The organism is Halobaculum litoreum, assembly GCF_030127125.1.
GTDB lineage: Archaea > Halobacteriota > Halobacteria > Halobacteriales > Haloferacaceae > Halobaculum > Halobaculum litoreum.
The window spans coordinates 39516-53316 of the sequence record NZ_CP126157.1 but is presented as its reverse complement, the minus strand read 5'-3'; the positions used below and the strand labels follow the sequence as shown (position 1 = coordinate 53316).

General features: G+C 65.1%; 15 protein-coding genes. 7 read left to right on the top strand and 8 right to left on the bottom strand.

Annotated elements, in window-relative coordinates; genetic code table 11:
* Nucleotides 1-54 precede the first annotated feature (54 nt).
* On the bottom strand, nucleotides 55-699 hold the full coding sequence (locus tag P0R35_RS15355; protein WP_284014834.1) for a DsbA family protein: 645 nt from the start codon (nucleotides 697-699) through the stop codon (nucleotides 55-57).
* Between the two features lie 364 nt (nucleotides 700-1063).
* Between P0R35_RS15355 and P0R35_RS15350 the strand changes: the two genes are divergently transcribed.
* From P0R35_RS15350 to P0R35_RS15340, 3 genes are all read left to right on the top strand, one after another.
* Nucleotides 1064-1561: a universal stress protein gene (locus tag P0R35_RS15350; protein WP_284014833.1), complete on the top strand. Its 498-nt coding sequence runs from the start codon at nucleotides 1064-1066 to the stop codon at nucleotides 1559-1561.
* Between the two features lie 102 nt (nucleotides 1562-1663).
* Nucleotides 1664-2374, top strand: a complete 711-nt coding sequence (locus P0R35_RS15345; protein WP_284014832.1) for an aspartate/glutamate racemase family protein — start codon at nucleotides 1664-1666, stop codon at nucleotides 2372-2374.
* A gap of 238 nt (nucleotides 2375-2612) precedes the next feature.
* A complete protein-coding gene (locus P0R35_RS15340; protein WP_284014831.1) occupies nucleotides 2613-3806 on the top strand; it encodes an MBL fold metallo-hydrolase in 1194 nt (397 codons plus the stop codon).
* A gap of 207 nt (nucleotides 3807-4013) precedes the next feature.
* On the opposite strand, the gene P0R35_RS15335 is transcribed toward P0R35_RS15340, so the two are convergent.
* The 6 genes from P0R35_RS15335 to P0R35_RS15310 all read right to left on the bottom strand — a co-directional run bounded on the left by P0R35_RS15335 (nucleotide 4014) and on the right by P0R35_RS15310 (nucleotide 8443).
* Nucleotides 4014-4223, bottom strand: a complete 210-nt coding sequence (locus P0R35_RS15335; protein WP_284014830.1) for a YgaP family membrane protein — start codon at nucleotides 4221-4223, stop codon at nucleotides 4014-4016.
* A 135-nt stretch (nucleotides 4224-4358) separates the two neighbouring features.
* Nucleotides 4359-5390 carry a sulfite exporter TauE/SafE family protein gene (locus P0R35_RS15330; protein ID WP_284014829.1) on the bottom strand — a complete coding sequence of 344 codons (1032 nt, stop codon included), beginning with the start codon at nucleotides 5388-5390 and terminating at the stop codon, nucleotides 4359-4361.
* Between the two features lies 1 nt (nucleotide 5391).
* Entirely contained in the window at nucleotides 5392-5541 is a 150-nt protein-coding gene (locus P0R35_RS15325) for a DUF7512 family protein (protein ID WP_284014828.1), read from the bottom strand.
* 417 nt (nucleotides 5542-5958) lie between these two features.
* Nucleotides 5959-6912, bottom strand: coding sequence for an AAA family ATPase (locus P0R35_RS15320; RefSeq protein WP_284014827.1), 954 nt, complete (start codon nucleotides 6910-6912; stop codon nucleotides 5959-5961).
* Between the two features lie 120 nt (nucleotides 6913-7032).
* A complete protein-coding gene (locus tag P0R35_RS15315; protein ID WP_284014826.1) occupies nucleotides 7033-7494 on the bottom strand; it encodes a hypothetical protein in 462 nt (153 codons plus the stop codon).
* Nucleotides 7487-8443, bottom strand: a complete 957-nt coding sequence (locus tag P0R35_RS15310) for a ParA family protein (protein WP_284014825.1) — start codon at nucleotides 8441-8443, stop codon at nucleotides 7487-7489. Before P0R35_RS15310 ends, P0R35_RS15315 begins: the two co-directional genes overlap by 8 nt.
* Nucleotides 8444-9139: 696 nt before the next feature.
* Here P0R35_RS15310 and P0R35_RS15305 point away from each other — a divergent pair.
* The 4 genes from P0R35_RS15305 (at nucleotide 9140) to P0R35_RS15290 (ending at nucleotide 12559) form a co-directional block, all read left to right on the top strand.
* The gene (locus P0R35_RS15305) at nucleotides 9140-10000 is read left to right on the top strand and encodes a GAF domain-containing protein (protein ID WP_284014824.1); all 861 of its coding nucleotides are present in this window, start codon (nucleotides 9140-9142) and stop codon (nucleotides 9998-10000) included.
* Nucleotides 9997-10638 carry a DUF7504 family protein gene (locus tag P0R35_RS15300; RefSeq protein ID WP_284014800.1) on the top strand — a complete coding sequence of 214 codons (642 nt, stop codon included), beginning with the start codon at nucleotides 9997-9999 and terminating at the stop codon, nucleotides 10636-10638. Before P0R35_RS15305 ends, P0R35_RS15300 begins: the two co-directional genes overlap by 4 nt.
* Before the next feature lie 291 nt (nucleotides 10639-10929).
* The gene (locus P0R35_RS15295) at nucleotides 10930-11472 is read left to right on the top strand and encodes an NUDIX hydrolase (protein WP_284014799.1); all 543 of its coding nucleotides are present in this window, start codon (nucleotides 10930-10932) and stop codon (nucleotides 11470-11472) included.
* 205 nt (nucleotides 11473-11677) lie between these two features.
* Complete coding sequence (locus P0R35_RS15290) at nucleotides 11678-12559, top strand: class I SAM-dependent methyltransferase (protein WP_284014798.1); 882 nt, start codon at nucleotides 11678-11680, stop codon at nucleotides 12557-12559.
* A gap of 876 nt (nucleotides 12560-13435) precedes the next feature.
* Here the strand turns inward: P0R35_RS15290 and P0R35_RS15285 are convergent.
* Complete coding sequence (locus P0R35_RS15285; RefSeq protein ID WP_284014797.1) at nucleotides 13436-13795, bottom strand: hypothetical protein; 360 nt, start codon at nucleotides 13793-13795, stop codon at nucleotides 13436-13438.
* Nucleotides 13796-13801: the final 6 nt, after the last annotated feature.

Genomic DNA, 13801 nt, shown 5'->3' with positions numbered 1-13801 from the left:
CCGCCGCCACGACACGGTCGGGAGCCGCGGTCGGCCGGAGCCTGCTTGCGCCCGTTACAACCGCGCTTCGATCGCGGACTGCACCGCCGGATAGTCGGCCCCCTCGATCACATCGCCGTTCACGACGACCGTCGGCGTTCCGCGGACGCCGAGGTCGGCGCCGGCCTCGCGGTCGGCATCGATGACCGGTCGGTAGCGCCCCTCGCCCGCGGCGGCGACGACGGTGTCGGGGTCGGCGCCGACGTCCGCCGCGACCGTCCGGAGCAACGACCGCGAGTACGCCATCGAGCCGTTCTCCCACCCGTCGGCGAACAGGCGGCGCGTGAACGTGAAGAACGCGTCGACGCCGGCGGTGTCCTGTACGGCACGCGCCGCGCCCGGCGCCTCCCACGACCAGCGGTCGTGGACCGGGATCGGGAAGTCGCGGTGTTCGTATCGAACCTCGCCGCCGTCGACGTAGTCGGCGATCAGCTTCGGATACACGTCCGTCGCGAAGCTCCTGCAGTGTGGGCACGCGTAGTCCTCGAAGACGCCGACCGTCACCGGCGCGTCCTCCGGTCCGCGAGCCGGCGTCGGCATCGATTCGACGGGGTCGGCGGCGGCCTCGGAACCGCCGAGACAGCCGGCGATCAGAGCGACCGCCCCCGAGGCGCTCGCCGTGAGCGCGTCGCGTCTCGTGAGTGATCGGTGTCGGCGCACAGCGGCCGTACGCACTCCTCGGAAAACACGTTCTTGGTTCGGTTCTCGAACGCCGGGGTGTCGACCGCCCCTCGGACGACTGTCCCTCGCCGTCCCGGATGTCGTGTCGAGGTTGGGTCGCTCGGTTTTGGCCGGTGAGCGTCCGACTGGTCGTGGTCGCACCGGCCGGTAGCCCGTTCCCCCGTCGGCGTGACCTGTGACCCACCGGACTCGGCACGCCGAGCGGCGGTCGCGACGACGGCGACGACGAGTGCGGCCGTCCCCGGGCACCGGCACCGCGGGGGTGCGGGCCCGCCGCTTGTTTCGACCGCGCCGGTGTGAGGAATTCGATAACGTATACAACTCCGCACGGAGTTCGCCCCACATGGGGCTGTTAGTGCCGTACGACGCCTCGCCGCTCTCGAAGGCGGCACTCGTTCGTGCGAAGCAGTTCGACGTCATTCTGGAGGAGGGTGTGACCGCGTTGACCGTCGTTCCGCGGGGGAACACGTCGTACGCACGCGAGCGTGGCTGGATCGGCGCCGACGAGGCCTTCGACATGGAATCGGTGCTCGCGACGCTCGAACGGTCGGTGAGGGCGATCGCGCCCGACGCCGCGTTCGAGTCCATCCCCGTGGGGCGAAGCTCGCCGTACGGCACGATCGCCAACCGAATCCGACGGTTCGCCGCCGACAACGACGTCAGCATCGTGTTCATCGGGAGCGAGAACGCGGGTCGGATGGTCGGCTCGCTGAGCGTCGGGTCGGCCGTCTCGGCCGGGTCCGGCTACGACACGATGATCATCTCGGAGGCGGTTCCCGCGAAGATCGAGAAGCTCGAGGAGGCGCTGCCGAGCGAGGAGTTGTTGGAGCCGGACGGCTAGCCCTGCCGGGGGTGAGAAGCGTTCGGCGTGCCTGGGTGGGGGAATTACGGCCGCCCGGTGCCTCCAGCAGAGCTTTCGGTGTCGCCGGTTCCAGTAGTGACGATGCAGGAGTCACCGCTCACCGTCGGCGTTCTCGGCGGCATGAGTAGCCAGTCGACCGTGGAGTACTATCGCCGCCTCGACGCGGGGATCAACGACGTCCGCGGGGGCCACCACGCCGCCGATCTGGTGATCCGCAGCGTCGACTTCGGCGAGGTCGAGCGGTTCATCCGCGAGGATCGCTGGGAGGAGGCCGGCGCGTTCCTCGCGGCCGCCGCCCGCGACGTCGAAGCCGCCGGGGCCGAGGTCGTGGTGATGGCGACGAACACGATGCATCGTGTCGCCCCCGCGATCGAGGACGCGCTCGGGGTCCCGTTCGTCCACATCGTCGACCCGACCGCCGAGGCCGTCACGGCCGCCGGGCTCGACACCGTCGGTGTGTTGGGGACCAGCGCGGTCATGGAGGGCGACTTCTACGCCGACCGGTTCGCCGACCACGGGATCGACGTCGTCGTGCCCGACGAAGCCGACAGACGCCTCGTCGACGACGTCATCTTCGACGAATTGACCGCCGGCGTCGTCAGCGAGGAGTCGCGGGCGGCGTACCTCCGCGTGATCGACGACCTCGTGGACGCCGGGGCGGAGGGTGTCGTCCTCGGCTGTACCGAGATCGACCTCCTCGTCGAACAGCGCGACCGTCCGGACGTCCCGCTGTTCGACACGACCGCCCTGCACGTCGAACGCGCCGTCGAGTGGAGTCTCCGAGAGCGCTGACCGGCCTCGCTCTCGTATTGTCTCTGCCGCCCAATTACAACGAGCAATTCGTCTCCGAATCCCTGCAGTACACGTCGCGTTCGATTAGCGTTGAGAGCGTTCTCCCACGTCCGTATGAGATATTTCGACCCGAAGAGGCGTAGCGGCGCCGAGGCGTTGACAGCCCATAGTATTGTGTGTAGTGTGAAAAACTATCCAAACTCTTATGCCCGAGCCTCCGGTACACGGAGTACACACGATGAACCCAGACGACTTCCCGACGCCCGATGCACCGGTAGAGACCGTCGCGCCCACGGAGCTGAAGGCGCGAATCGACGCCGGCGAGACCGTCACCTTGCTGGACGCCCGGATGACGGCGGACTACGACGAGTGGCACATCGACGGGTCGACCGTCGAGTCGATCAACGTCCCGTACTTCGAGTTCCTCGACGAGGAGGTCGACGACGACGTCCTCGACCGGATCCCCGACGACCGCGAGGTCACCGTGTTGTGCGCGAAGGGCGGGGCCAGCGAGTTCGTCGCCGGGACGCTCGCCGAGCACGGCTACGACGTGAACCACCTCGAGAACGGCATGAACGGCTGGGCGCGCATCTACGAGCGCGCCGAGGTGACGGGGTACGACGGCCCGGGCACGCTGTACCAGTACCAGCGTCCCTCCTCGGGCTGTCTGGGCTACCTCCTCGTCGACGGCGGCGAGGCCGCGGTCGTCGACCCGCTGCGGGCGTTCACCGAGCGCTACCTCGCCGACGCCGACGCGCTCGGGGTCGACCTCGCGTACGCGTTCGACACGCACGTCCACGCCGACCACATCTCAGGCGTGCGCGAGCTCGCGGACGCGGGCGTCGCGGGCGTGATCCCGGAGCCGGCCGTCGACCGCGGCATCACCTACGCCGACGAACTGGAGCTCGCGGCCGACGGCGACACGTTCCCGGTCGGCGACGCGACCGTCGAGGCTGTCCACACCCCCGGCCACACGTCGGGGATGACCTCGTACCTGCTCGGCGGCGGCCTGCTGGCGACCGGCGACGGCCTGTTCGTCGAGAGCGTCGCGCGCCCGGACCTCGAGGAGGGCGACGACGGCGCGCCCGACGCCGCGCGGCAGCTGTACGACTCGCTCCAGGAGCGCGTGCTCACCCTGCCCGACGACACGCTGATCGGCGGCGCCCACTTCAGCGACGCCGCGGCCCCCGCCGACGACGGGACGTACACGGCGCCCGTGGGCGAGTTGACCGAGCGGATGGCCGCGCTCTCGATGGAGCGGGCGGAGTTCGTGGAGACGGTGCTCGCGGACATGCCGCCGCGGCCGGCCAACTACGAGGAGATCATCGCTACCAACCTCGGCCGACACACCGCCGACGACGAGGAGGCGTTCGCCCTCGAACTCGGCCCGAACAACTGTGCCGCGAGCCAGGAGTCGCTCGCCGACGACTGACGACTCCGGCCGGTAGTCGAATCGTCTTCTCAGGCCGGTCCCGTTTTCTTCGCGTTCGGCGTCGTTCCCCCGAGTTCTCCGCGTTCGACGTCACCGCTCGCTGACGGGTGAGCGACGCGGAGCGTCTGCTCACGCCAACCGGTGTAATTCCATCACCACCCCGAGAAATAGCTCCGTCTGGACAGCCGTCGGTCGCTGCGCGACGCCCTAGCGCGTACTGATTCCGAGCACCGAGTACACCGCACAGCTACTCGTGAACGCGGTCACGAGCATGATCACCGCGACGGCGCCCAACAGCAGCGCGCCGACGGTCGGCAGCGGCACGGCGTTGGCGAGCGTCGCGAGCGAGAGCACGCCGGCGAGGGCGCCGACGACGATCCGTGCGAGCTTGTCCGTGGAACCGACGTTCGTCTCCATGTCGATACGTAGGGTGGCCCCCTACAAGAGTCTTGCATACTGTTGGCTCTATCGTACGGTACCGCGACCCCTCGGAGGGCGGCGCTTCCGCTGGTAGCGTCGGGTCGCCGATACGCCGAAAAGGAGGGTTCCGGGTCAGTCCGCGGACGCCGGCTCCGAGGTGTCCGTGTCGGTCCGGAGCTCCCGGACGCTGCTGACGAGCACCGCGCCGCTGACCAACAGCGCCGCGCCGAGGATGATCACGAGGCTGACGACGTCGAGGACCTCGACGCCGAGGTAGCCGCCGACCTGCCTGACGGCGACGGCCAGCGCCCCCAGCAGGAGCATCACGCCGAAGTACACCTTGATGTCGTCCTCGTCGACGAGGCTCGTCGCCCCGGCGCCGATCCGGGCACCCAGCGCGCTCCCCGCGAGCAGGGGGACGACGATCGAGAGGTCGACCGCCCCGGACTGAGCGTACAGGAACGACCCGATCCCGCCCGAGAAGACGATCTCGAACAGGTCGGTGCCGACGGCCACCGGGACGGGGACGCCGACGAGGTAGAAGAGCGCGGGCATGCGGATGAAGCCGCCGCCGACGCCGAGGAACCCCGAGAGCAGCCCGGTCGCGAACGCGACCGCGAGCACCATCCACAGCGAGACGGTGAACCCGCCGCGAACGGAGATCATCGGCGGCACGTGGAACGACTGGATCTTGCGTGCGATCGGCGGAATGTCGTCGGCGTCGTCGTCGCTCGCCGCGACGTCGTGGGAGAGTCCGCCGCCCCCGCCCGTCGTCGCGGTGTACGTCACGAACGCGCCGATCGACCCCAACAGGCCGACGTAGGCGATACTGACCACGCTGTCGGCGAGGCCGATGTGCTGGAGGTACTCCAACCCGATCTTGCCGACCTCGATGCCCCCGGTGGTCCCCGCGATCATGAGCACGCCGAGCTTGTAGTCGACCTGCCCGAGGTCGCGGTGTTTCAGCGTCGCGATGACGGACGTCCCGAACACGAACGCGAGGCCCGACCCGACGGCGACGTTGGCGTCGTACCCCATGACCAACAGCGCGGGCGTCACGAGGAACGACCCGCCCATGCCGAAGAACCCGAACAGGATCCCGATGAGCAGACCGAAGCCCGTGAACATCGCCAGCAGTTCGACGGCGACGCCGAGGACCTCCATCTCAGACACCCCTGATCAGCTCGGAGAGCCGCTCGCTCAGCGCGGACTCCAACAGGCCGTAGCCGACGTACAACACGATCGCCTCGGCCAACACGAGCCCGATCAACGCCGCCGCGAGCGCGTTTCCGTCCAGGCTCTCGAGCCCGAACATCAGTTCCCACCCCGAGGCAGTATTGCATACTTCATGTAATCTTCACACGAGTCCGTATCCGTCGGGTCGATATAACGGTTTTGCAATCTTGGGGCAATACTGTATTTACGTAACCCACCGATGGTGATGCATACGTTATCGGTAGCTACGGACCACGATCCTGTCGGGGGCGACACCGATCGCCGTAACAGAAAGCCTGTGAGCGGCATCCGACCAGCGACCGCCCACTCTGTCCGGCCAAGGGGTGTCACGGTACCGTCGGCAACGCCGCAGCTCCGGGGCGAAGCGAGCTGGAGAAGCAAGCGCTGAGAGTTGGACGGTCCCGCATCCGACCGTGGTGCGGACGTTCGGCCGGCGGCGTCGAGGGGTGTGCGTTCGATTCGGAGCGGTCGGCTGTCCCGCGGCGGGCCCGGCCGTTCAGACGTCCATCGCGGGCACGTCCACGTCTCCCGCCACGTCCGCGAGGACGTCGGCCGGGTCCGTCCCGTCGATCTCCGCCTCGGTCGTGAGCACCAGGCGGTGCCCGAACACCGGTTCGAGGAGGCGCTTCACGTCGTCCGGGACGACGTAACCGCGGCCGCGGACCACGGCGTGCGCGCGGGCGGCCTCGAACAGGTGTTGGATCCCGCGCGGCGAGACGCCGACCGCGACCGCCGAGTGCTCGCGCGTGGCGCGCCCGAGGTCGACGAGGTACGCGCGCACCTTCTGGTCGACGCGGACGGACTCCGGGACGGCCCGGAGGGCGGTCACGTCGTCGCCGTCGACGACCGAGGAGACGGACGGGATCGAGGCGGTGCGGTCGGCCCGGCGGTCGATCAGCTCCAGTTCGCCGTCGCGGTCGGGGTAGCCCATCGAGGTCTTCACCATGAAGCGGTCGCGCTGGGCCTCCGGCAGGCCGAACGTCCCCTCCTGTTCGACGGGGTTCTGTGTCGCGATCACGACGAACGGGTCGGGGAGCGGATACGTCTCGCCGTCGACCGACACCTGCCCCTCGCCCATCGCCTCCAGCAGCGCCGCTTGCGTCTTCGGCGGCGCGCGGTTGATCTCGTCGGCGAGGACGACGTTCGCGAACACCGGCCCCTCGGCGAAGGTGAACTCCCCCGAGCGCTCGTCGAACACGTTCGATCCGGTGATGTCCGCCGGGAGCAGGTCCGGCGTGAACTGGATCCGGGTGAACGAGAGGTCGAGCGCGCCCGCGAGCGACCGGGCCGCGAGCGTCTTGCCCGTCCCCGGAACGTCCTCGAGGAGGACGTGGCCCCCGCCGACGACGCCCGTGAGCACCGTCTCGAGGAACGACCGCTTCGCGATGACCGCCGATTCGACCGCTTCGAGCACGGCTGCCGTCCGGCTCGTCGCGAGGTCTACATCCATTGGCGATACGTGTCTGTCAATCCGGTATAACAGTACCGTGACCGCGACGCCGAACGCCGCCGTCCGTTCGTCGGTGGCGTCGCGACGGCTCCGGTCCCCCGGGCCGTCGCGCGTGCCGACTCACCGCAACACGTCGAAGACCGCCCTCACCGCCTCCTCGTCGACGTCGACGCCCCGTCGCTCCAACACCTCGATGGCGACGGCGATGTCCCAATCCTCGAACGACTGCAACACGGACAGTTCGGCGTCGTGCAGTTCGCGCTTCGAGAGGTCGCCTTCGTCGAGCCCGTGTTTGGAGGCGACCGCGCGGATCCGGCTCCGGTTGGCCGCGAGCGGGTCGAACGTCTCGTCGCGGACGTAGTACGACTGCTGGCTCGTCTCGGCGAAGCCGAACGGCTCGGGGTACGACTCCGTCTCCGCCGCGGGCTCCGGCTCGACCTCGCCCCCGGCGTCGGTGGACTCCACGGGGGAATCGGTCGACTCCGCGGTGTCGTCGGTCCCCTCCGCGGCGCCGTCGTCGGCTGCGGGGTCGCCTTTCAGCGCGTCCCCGAGCCCGCCGAAGCGGTCGGCCTCGTCAGGCATCGGCGACCTCCCCGCGCTTGCGCCGTGGGTCCGGGCTCGCCAGTTCGACCCGTTCGGCCAGCGCGTCGAACGCGGCGACTTGGTCGTTCGCGGCGTCCCACTCCGCCAGCGGGAGGCCGTGTCGCGTCGCGTCGTTGATCGCCTTCCGGTAGCGGATCCCCGGCTTCGGAATATCCGGATATTCGGATGTGACGCTGCGTGAGTCGTCGGCGACCGCCTCGAAGAACTCCGGCTCGACGCGAGCGTACTCCGGGAGGTAGTGGTCGAACCCCTCGTAAGTGAGGTCCATCGCGGTCTCGCCGAACTCCTCGTTGGTGTTGAGTTCGCGCGCGAGCATCTGCTCGCCGCTCTCCTGTGCGAGGCTCTCACGCATCATGTTGGGCGTGATGGCGACGATGTCGAGCGGGACTTCCCGCCGCAGCGGGACCAGCGAACGCCGCAGGAGGTTCTCCAGGCCGGACACGGAGCCCGCGCTCGGAATGAGCGGCACGATGACGCGCTGGACCGCGACGAGTGCAGCGTCGTGGAGCATCCCCCGACCGCCGGGCGGGTCGATGAGGACGTAGTCGATGTCGCCGGCGACGAGCGGCTCGACCACCTCGCTCCGGATCAACTTCACGCCGAAGCTCTGGTCTTTCATCTTCCCCTCGACCGTCTCGAGGTCCTCCGTCGCCGGGAGGAGGTGGAGGCCGAAGTCGGTCTCCACCAGCAGGTCGCTCGGGTCGGTTGCGCCGAAGATGGCGTCGCCGATGTCCTCGCCGTCGGCCAGTTGACGCTCGTAGCCGAGCAGGCTCGTGAGGTGACCGTCCTTGTCGAGGTCCACCATCGCGACCTCGTGCCCGCGCTCCGACAGCTGGTGGGCGACGTTCAACGACGTCGACGTCTTGGTCACGCCGCCTTTGAACAGCGAGACGACCGCCCCCGGGTACCCCTCCAAGCCGGCGCTCATCGCGGATATTCCCCCGTTCGCACATCGACATATGTGGATGTGAGCATAGTCTCGAATACGATCGGACCTACTTAGATATTATCCTGTGTAGAAACTCAAACGCGTAGATATCTACATATCCAGATATCTGAGTGTGCCGTCGGTGGTGCCCACCGAAAGGCGATCTGACCGAAGCGGGGTTCGTCGCGGTGAGGATTCACGTAGGTTCGGACGTACGCACGCGGATATTCGCATATCCAAATATTCGGGTACCGACCGGAAGCCCCGGAATCCGAGTAGATATCCAGATATTTGGGCATCCACATACAAACCGATTCGAATATCTCGCTTTGCGGGGACTATCGGACGTCACAGGGAGTTGGATCGGCGCGAATCACACGCAGTCCAACGGGTGCATCGGAGAACTCACATCCAAATATCCACATAGCCGACTATCTGCATATCCACCATGGACAGCGATGGAGACGGATCGACCGTACCAAGTACCGCACAGGGGTCGTCGATGGAGCACCACCTGTGGTGTCCGAAATCACTAAGCGGCGTGATCCTTCACGACGGGAGACGCCCGCCGTGGCGACGCCCCATCGGCGGGAGTGCGATTCCGAGAGATGATAGTTCGAGAATGACCCTTAAGTACGGATCGCAGGTAGCTGCGGTATGCAGCGCACTTTGTTGTGTGTCGAGGAACGTTCGCGATTGGGCGCGATCACCGACGCGATCGAATCCGAAGCGGGTCTCGCTGCGGACGGTGTCAGTTCCGTCGACGAGGCGAGAGCACGGATCGCCGACGGCGATGTGGCCGGGGTCGTCACGGGGTACGACCTCCCTGACGGGACCGGTATGGAGGTCGTAGACGCGATCCGGCAGGAAGCACCGCAGACGCCGTGTATTCTGTTCACCGACGTCCCGCCGACGGAGATAGACACGGCGAGTTTCGGCGACGTGATCGTCGAGTACCTGAGTCGTGACCACCCGGACGCTCACGACCGACTGGGGTTCATCGCCGAGGACGTGCTGAACCACGCCGCACAGGTCGGGTTCCTCGCCCCGGATGACGAACCCGAGCGGCTCTCCGCGCTCGCGGAGTACGACGTCGACACACTCCCGATCGAGGACAGCTTCGATCGACTCACCGACCTGATCGCCAGTCACTTCGACGCCGGTGTCGCGTTCATCGGGCTCATCGAGAGCGAGGAAGAGCAGATCCTCTCGTGCCACGGGGCCGACCTCGACTCGGTGACCCGCGAGGAGACCATGTGTACGCATTCGATGTTGCAGGAGGACGTGATGGTGGTTCAGGACGTCCGTGAGGACAAGCGGTTCTCCGAGATCGGCGCGTACGAGGCGATGGGGATCCGGTCGTACGCCGGCGCGAACATGACCACCCCGGACGGCCACGTCATCGGCCAAGTGTGTCTGATCGACTTCGAGCCCCGCGATTACGACGCGACCGAACGGGGCGAACTGCAGGACTTCGCGGAGACGGCCATGGAGATCCTCGAGCTCCGCAGGGAGGTTCGCGATGCGGCTGCCGAGAGCACGGAGGTGCTGGCATGAGCGCAGTCGCGAGCGAACGGTTCGATACCGGCGAGCTGGCGATCGACGGGATCGAGTCCGGGACGAGTGTCCTACTGACGGGCGACGACCCCGACGCCCTCGCCGAAGCGTTCTACCGACTCGTCGCTCCAGCCCCCGAGGAGGAGGCGGCGGTCATCGCGACGGACACACAGGGGCGGACGATCAAGCGCGAGCTGAACCGCGTCGAATCCGGCGCCGGCGACCGAACGTCGGTGCTGGCGGGAACCGGTCGCGAGTCGGCCGACGTCCAGTGCGTCGACGACATCGGCGAACTCACCGGCCTCGGAATGACCTTCTCCTCGATGATCACGGAGGCACAGCGTGGGTCCGGGCGCTTCCGTTCGGGGATCATGCTGTGTTCGTCGGTGTGCGTGGAAGCCGACGACATCCGTTCTGTGTACCGGATGCTCAACTCCAACTTCCTCCCCGAGCTCCGTCGTGGCGACGGGATCGGCGTGTGCGCGCTCGACACGAGTGTCGACCTCGGGGCGTCGAGTTCGAGCATCGTCAAGGGGATGAGCACCTCGTTCGGAGCCCACGTCGAGGTCCGATCCAGCGGCCGCGACGTCGTGCTCGACCTCTCCGAACTCGGCGGCCCGAGCGACGCGACGCTGTAAGCCGGTTCGGCGGCCGTTTCCACCTTCGACGGTAGACAGACCGGTCCCGACGACTCCGTACAGCCCGTCTCTTCGTACCTCCAGTCGTCTTTGTTCGAAGGGGTCGGCCACCTGGACGATCGCCAGTCGTGACTCCATACTCCCGGTCCCGGTGCCGGATTCGATCACAACCTCGGAGGATAGATTTGATGTGTGCCTTGTTTTCGGCCAGGTCCGTGGTGGATTACCTGCTCATTGCATCTGCGAATTTATCATGAAGGCATATTTCATTCCAGCATCCAAGATGACACTATGGACATAGAAGGGAAGACAGAAACCGAAGTCAGACGGCGACTTAACCGGTTGAAGGATAGGTACGGCTCGTTTGACGTTCACGAAGAGACGGTGGAGAATGAACCAGACTTCTTCGAGCAAGGGAAGGAAATGGCAAAAGAAGGATGGATTGGTGACGCTGGTGCGTGGGTAACCGATGAGGAGGGGCGAGCGTTGATGATTCGGCACAAAGGGGCACCTGATGAATGGGGTATGCCGGGCGGTGGTCATGAGCCGGGGGAGACGATGGAGGAAACCGCGAGGAGAGAAGTACGTGAGGAAACCGGCGTCGAGTGTACGGTTGTCGATGTGAATTTCGCTCGTCGGAAGACCATCATACTGGAATCCAGCCCCGAGGAGCGGTATTACATGCTAACGGTAGTCTTCGATGCAAGGTACGAGGGAGGAACAATTGCGATTGGTGATGAAGAGATTTTGGAAGCAAAGTGGTTCTCCGAGCCGCCTGAAAACGTTCTTGACTTCGTACGGGAGCAGGTCGCGGAGTGGGAGTCAGATAACTGAGCTTCCCGTACTTACCGGAGCAACTCACCATGTCGAGGCGGGTTCTCACCACCTGATCGGATGAGAAACAGCCGCTGAGTAGGTCTGAAAATTACTGGTCCGTTCTGCACAGTCACTCTACCCTTCAGCGGTCAGCACCTCGCCCGGTCCGGCAGCCAGCCTATCAGAGCCAAAGAACGAATAACCCCATAGTCGATCCGTAGCTATGGAGAACTTCACGCCGGAAGCGTACTACGACGACTACGGTGCCCGCGAGTGGGACCGCCTCGAACGTGGGTTCTACAGCCGACTCGAGTACGAGGAGACGCGCCACTTCCTCGACCGCAAACTCCCCGAGAGCGGGCACCTCCTCGACGTCGGTGGCGGCGCCGGCCGGTACAGTGTGGAACTTGCGCAGCAGGGGTACGACGTGACGCTGGTTGACCAGAGTTCAGGGCAGGTCGAACTCGCCGCGGAGAAGGCGGGCGAACACGGCGTCACGGACTCGATGACCGTTCAGACCGGCGACGTTCGGGAGCTGGGTTTCGCGGCCGACACCTTCGACGCGACGCTCTGTCTGGGTGGGCCGCTCTCGCACGTCCTGGACGTCGAGGAGCGTCGGCGGGCGGCGGCGGAACTCCACCGTGTTACCACGCCGAGTGGGCCGGTGTTCGTCTCGGTGATGGGGCGCCTCGCGGCGCTCCAGACCATCTCCCGGATGGCGGGTCGCGGTGAGGGCAGCGATGAGACCGAACTCCTGCCGCACCTCGCTCGCACAGGGGACTACGACGCCGACCTGCTCGAGGTGTTCGACCTCGAGCCCGCCGATGCATCTGTTCCGGGCCGGCGAACTCCGGAGACTCCTCCAGCGTGCGGGGTTGACCGTCCACACGCTGACCGGACTGGAGAGTGTCGTCTCCCAGCGCCGCGACGAGTTCGACGTACTCGACGACCACCACCGGGCGGCACTCCGGGAGACAGTCGAGGCGCTGCGGGGCGACCCCGGCGTCGCGGACCTCTCGGGTCACATGCTCGCCGTGGCGACGGCCTGACAGACTGCTGGACTCGCGGCACAGAAAGGAGGGAACTGAGACGGGGAACTGCGTAGTTAACAGTTGATTCTGTTTTCGTCAAGATCTGCTTCGCTAAGGCGAGGGGAGAGCACCAGTAGTTCCCAGACACGATCCTCTGTCTCGGGGGCTGCTGACTGAGTCATGGTAGGAGGCACTTCTGGAGTGAATGTTCGCTGTTCTGTGCCTGTACTCGCCGCAATAGCATACCCATCAATGGCTATCGCTATCTGCCAACCCGCACAAGCCAAACTCCGCGCGTTTCCTTCTGAGAGTCCTTCCTCCGAATCCATCACAACGAACTCGTAGGAATACCCGTCTGGCCCTTGGTACTGACCGATTGCACCGTCAATCGCTCCCAATGGTGACCAAGCCGGTTCGTGTTGTTGAGTGCCCTGAAACTCCCACGCACCGCTTGACTCTGGCAGGTAGGACTCAGGGCCGGAATCGGATACTGCTCCCGGTGTCGAATTTGTATCTCTGCCTGAGCAGCCCGAAACAACTGTAAGAACAGTAGTTACTCCAATACAGAACTGTCGACGATTCATAAATTACGCAGATGCCGTCTTAGGTAAATGCTTTCTCCGTATTGGTCAATCGAGATTAGTGTTAACTACGTGCCCTGTATTGACTGCTATCGAAACAGGGAATATCACTTGCTGAGGATTTCAACAGAGCCAAAAATCACACAACGGATGAATGGGTCGGATTCTTCAACTCCTCACGGGCTCGTTTGGAATCGGAGCATTGCCGCCTCGAAATCATGGAAGTTACCGGGTGCCTCGGAGAAGGTGTCGACGACAGCGGGATTGTGACCAAATGAAATTCAGACCCTATGGGAAGGGGTCGAGTGTCTCATCGACTTACTTCTTAAAAGAGTCTCTCAGTGGCGTCCTGACCAAGGCTCCGCACAATTACTGATACACCGTCACGACGATCTGTACCGTATATTCTTGGTATGAGATGTATGCGCTATCACCGCTTATTGCTAATGATTCATATTCATCTAAGACCGATTTTTTCTCTTTGGGGTAGTATTCTACCTGAGCATAGTTTGCTGAGTTGTTTTGTTCGTACTTCGACACGACGTCATTGACTACTGTCCGATACTTTTCGTGATCTACATTGCTGTAAGGAGTTGGCGTGATTCCAGCTGGTGGGTTCTCAACAACTTCGGCCTCAATTGTACCTGCTGGATTTGACGAGCCGCCAATGGCACCACAACCAGCAGTAACCGCGAGCGCAGCTGCGGCAAGAATATTCCGTCTGTACATATACTG

What these genes read in the sequence shown, in the direction of transcription:
- P0R35_RS15350 (WP_284014833.1), top strand. Translation starts at nt 1,064, where the DNA reads ATGGGGCTGTTAGTGCCGTACGACGCCTCGCCGCTCTCGAAGGCGGCA.
- P0R35_RS15345 (WP_284014832.1), top strand. Translation starts at nt 1,664, where the DNA reads ATGCAGGAGTCACCGCTCACCGTCGGCGTTCTCGGCGGCATGAGTAGC.
- P0R35_RS15340 (WP_284014831.1), top strand. Translation starts at nt 2,613, where the DNA reads ATGAACCCAGACGACTTCCCGACGCCCGATGCACCGGTAGAGACCGTC.
- P0R35_RS15335 (WP_284014830.1), bottom strand. Translation starts at nt 4,223, where the DNA reads ATGGAGACGAACGTCGGTTCCACGGACAAGCTCGCACGGATCGTCGTC.
- P0R35_RS15330 (WP_284014829.1), bottom strand. Translation starts at nt 5,390, where the DNA reads ATGGAGGTCCTCGGCGTCGCCGTCGAACTGCTGGCGATGTTCACGGGC.
- P0R35_RS15325 (WP_284014828.1), bottom strand. Translation starts at nt 5,541, where the DNA reads ATGTTCGGGCTCGAGAGCCTGGACGGAAACGCGCTCGCGGCGGCGTTG.
- P0R35_RS15320 (WP_284014827.1), bottom strand. Translation starts at nt 6,912, where the DNA reads ATGGATGTAGACCTCGCGACGAGCCGGACGGCAGCCGTGCTCGAAGCG.
- P0R35_RS15315 (WP_284014826.1), bottom strand. Translation starts at nt 7,494, where the DNA reads ATGCCTGACGAGGCCGACCGCTTCGGCGGGCTCGGGGACGCGCTGAAA.
- P0R35_RS15310 (WP_284014825.1), bottom strand. Translation starts at nt 8,443, where the DNA reads ATGAGCGCCGGCTTGGAGGGGTACCCGGGGGCGGTCGTCTCGCTGTTC.
- P0R35_RS15300 (WP_284014800.1), top strand. Translation starts at nt 9,997, where the DNA reads ATGAGCGCAGTCGCGAGCGAACGGTTCGATACCGGCGAGCTGGCGATC.
- P0R35_RS15295 (WP_284014799.1), top strand. Translation starts at nt 10,930, where the DNA reads ATGGACATAGAAGGGAAGACAGAAACCGAAGTCAGACGGCGACTTAAC.
- P0R35_RS15290 (WP_284014798.1), top strand. Translation starts at nt 11,678, where the DNA reads ATGGAGAACTTCACGCCGGAAGCGTACTACGACGACTACGGTGCCCGC.
- P0R35_RS15285 (WP_284014797.1), bottom strand. Translation starts at nt 13,795, where the DNA reads ATGTACAGACGGAATATTCTTGCCGCAGCTGCGCTCGCGGTTACTGCT.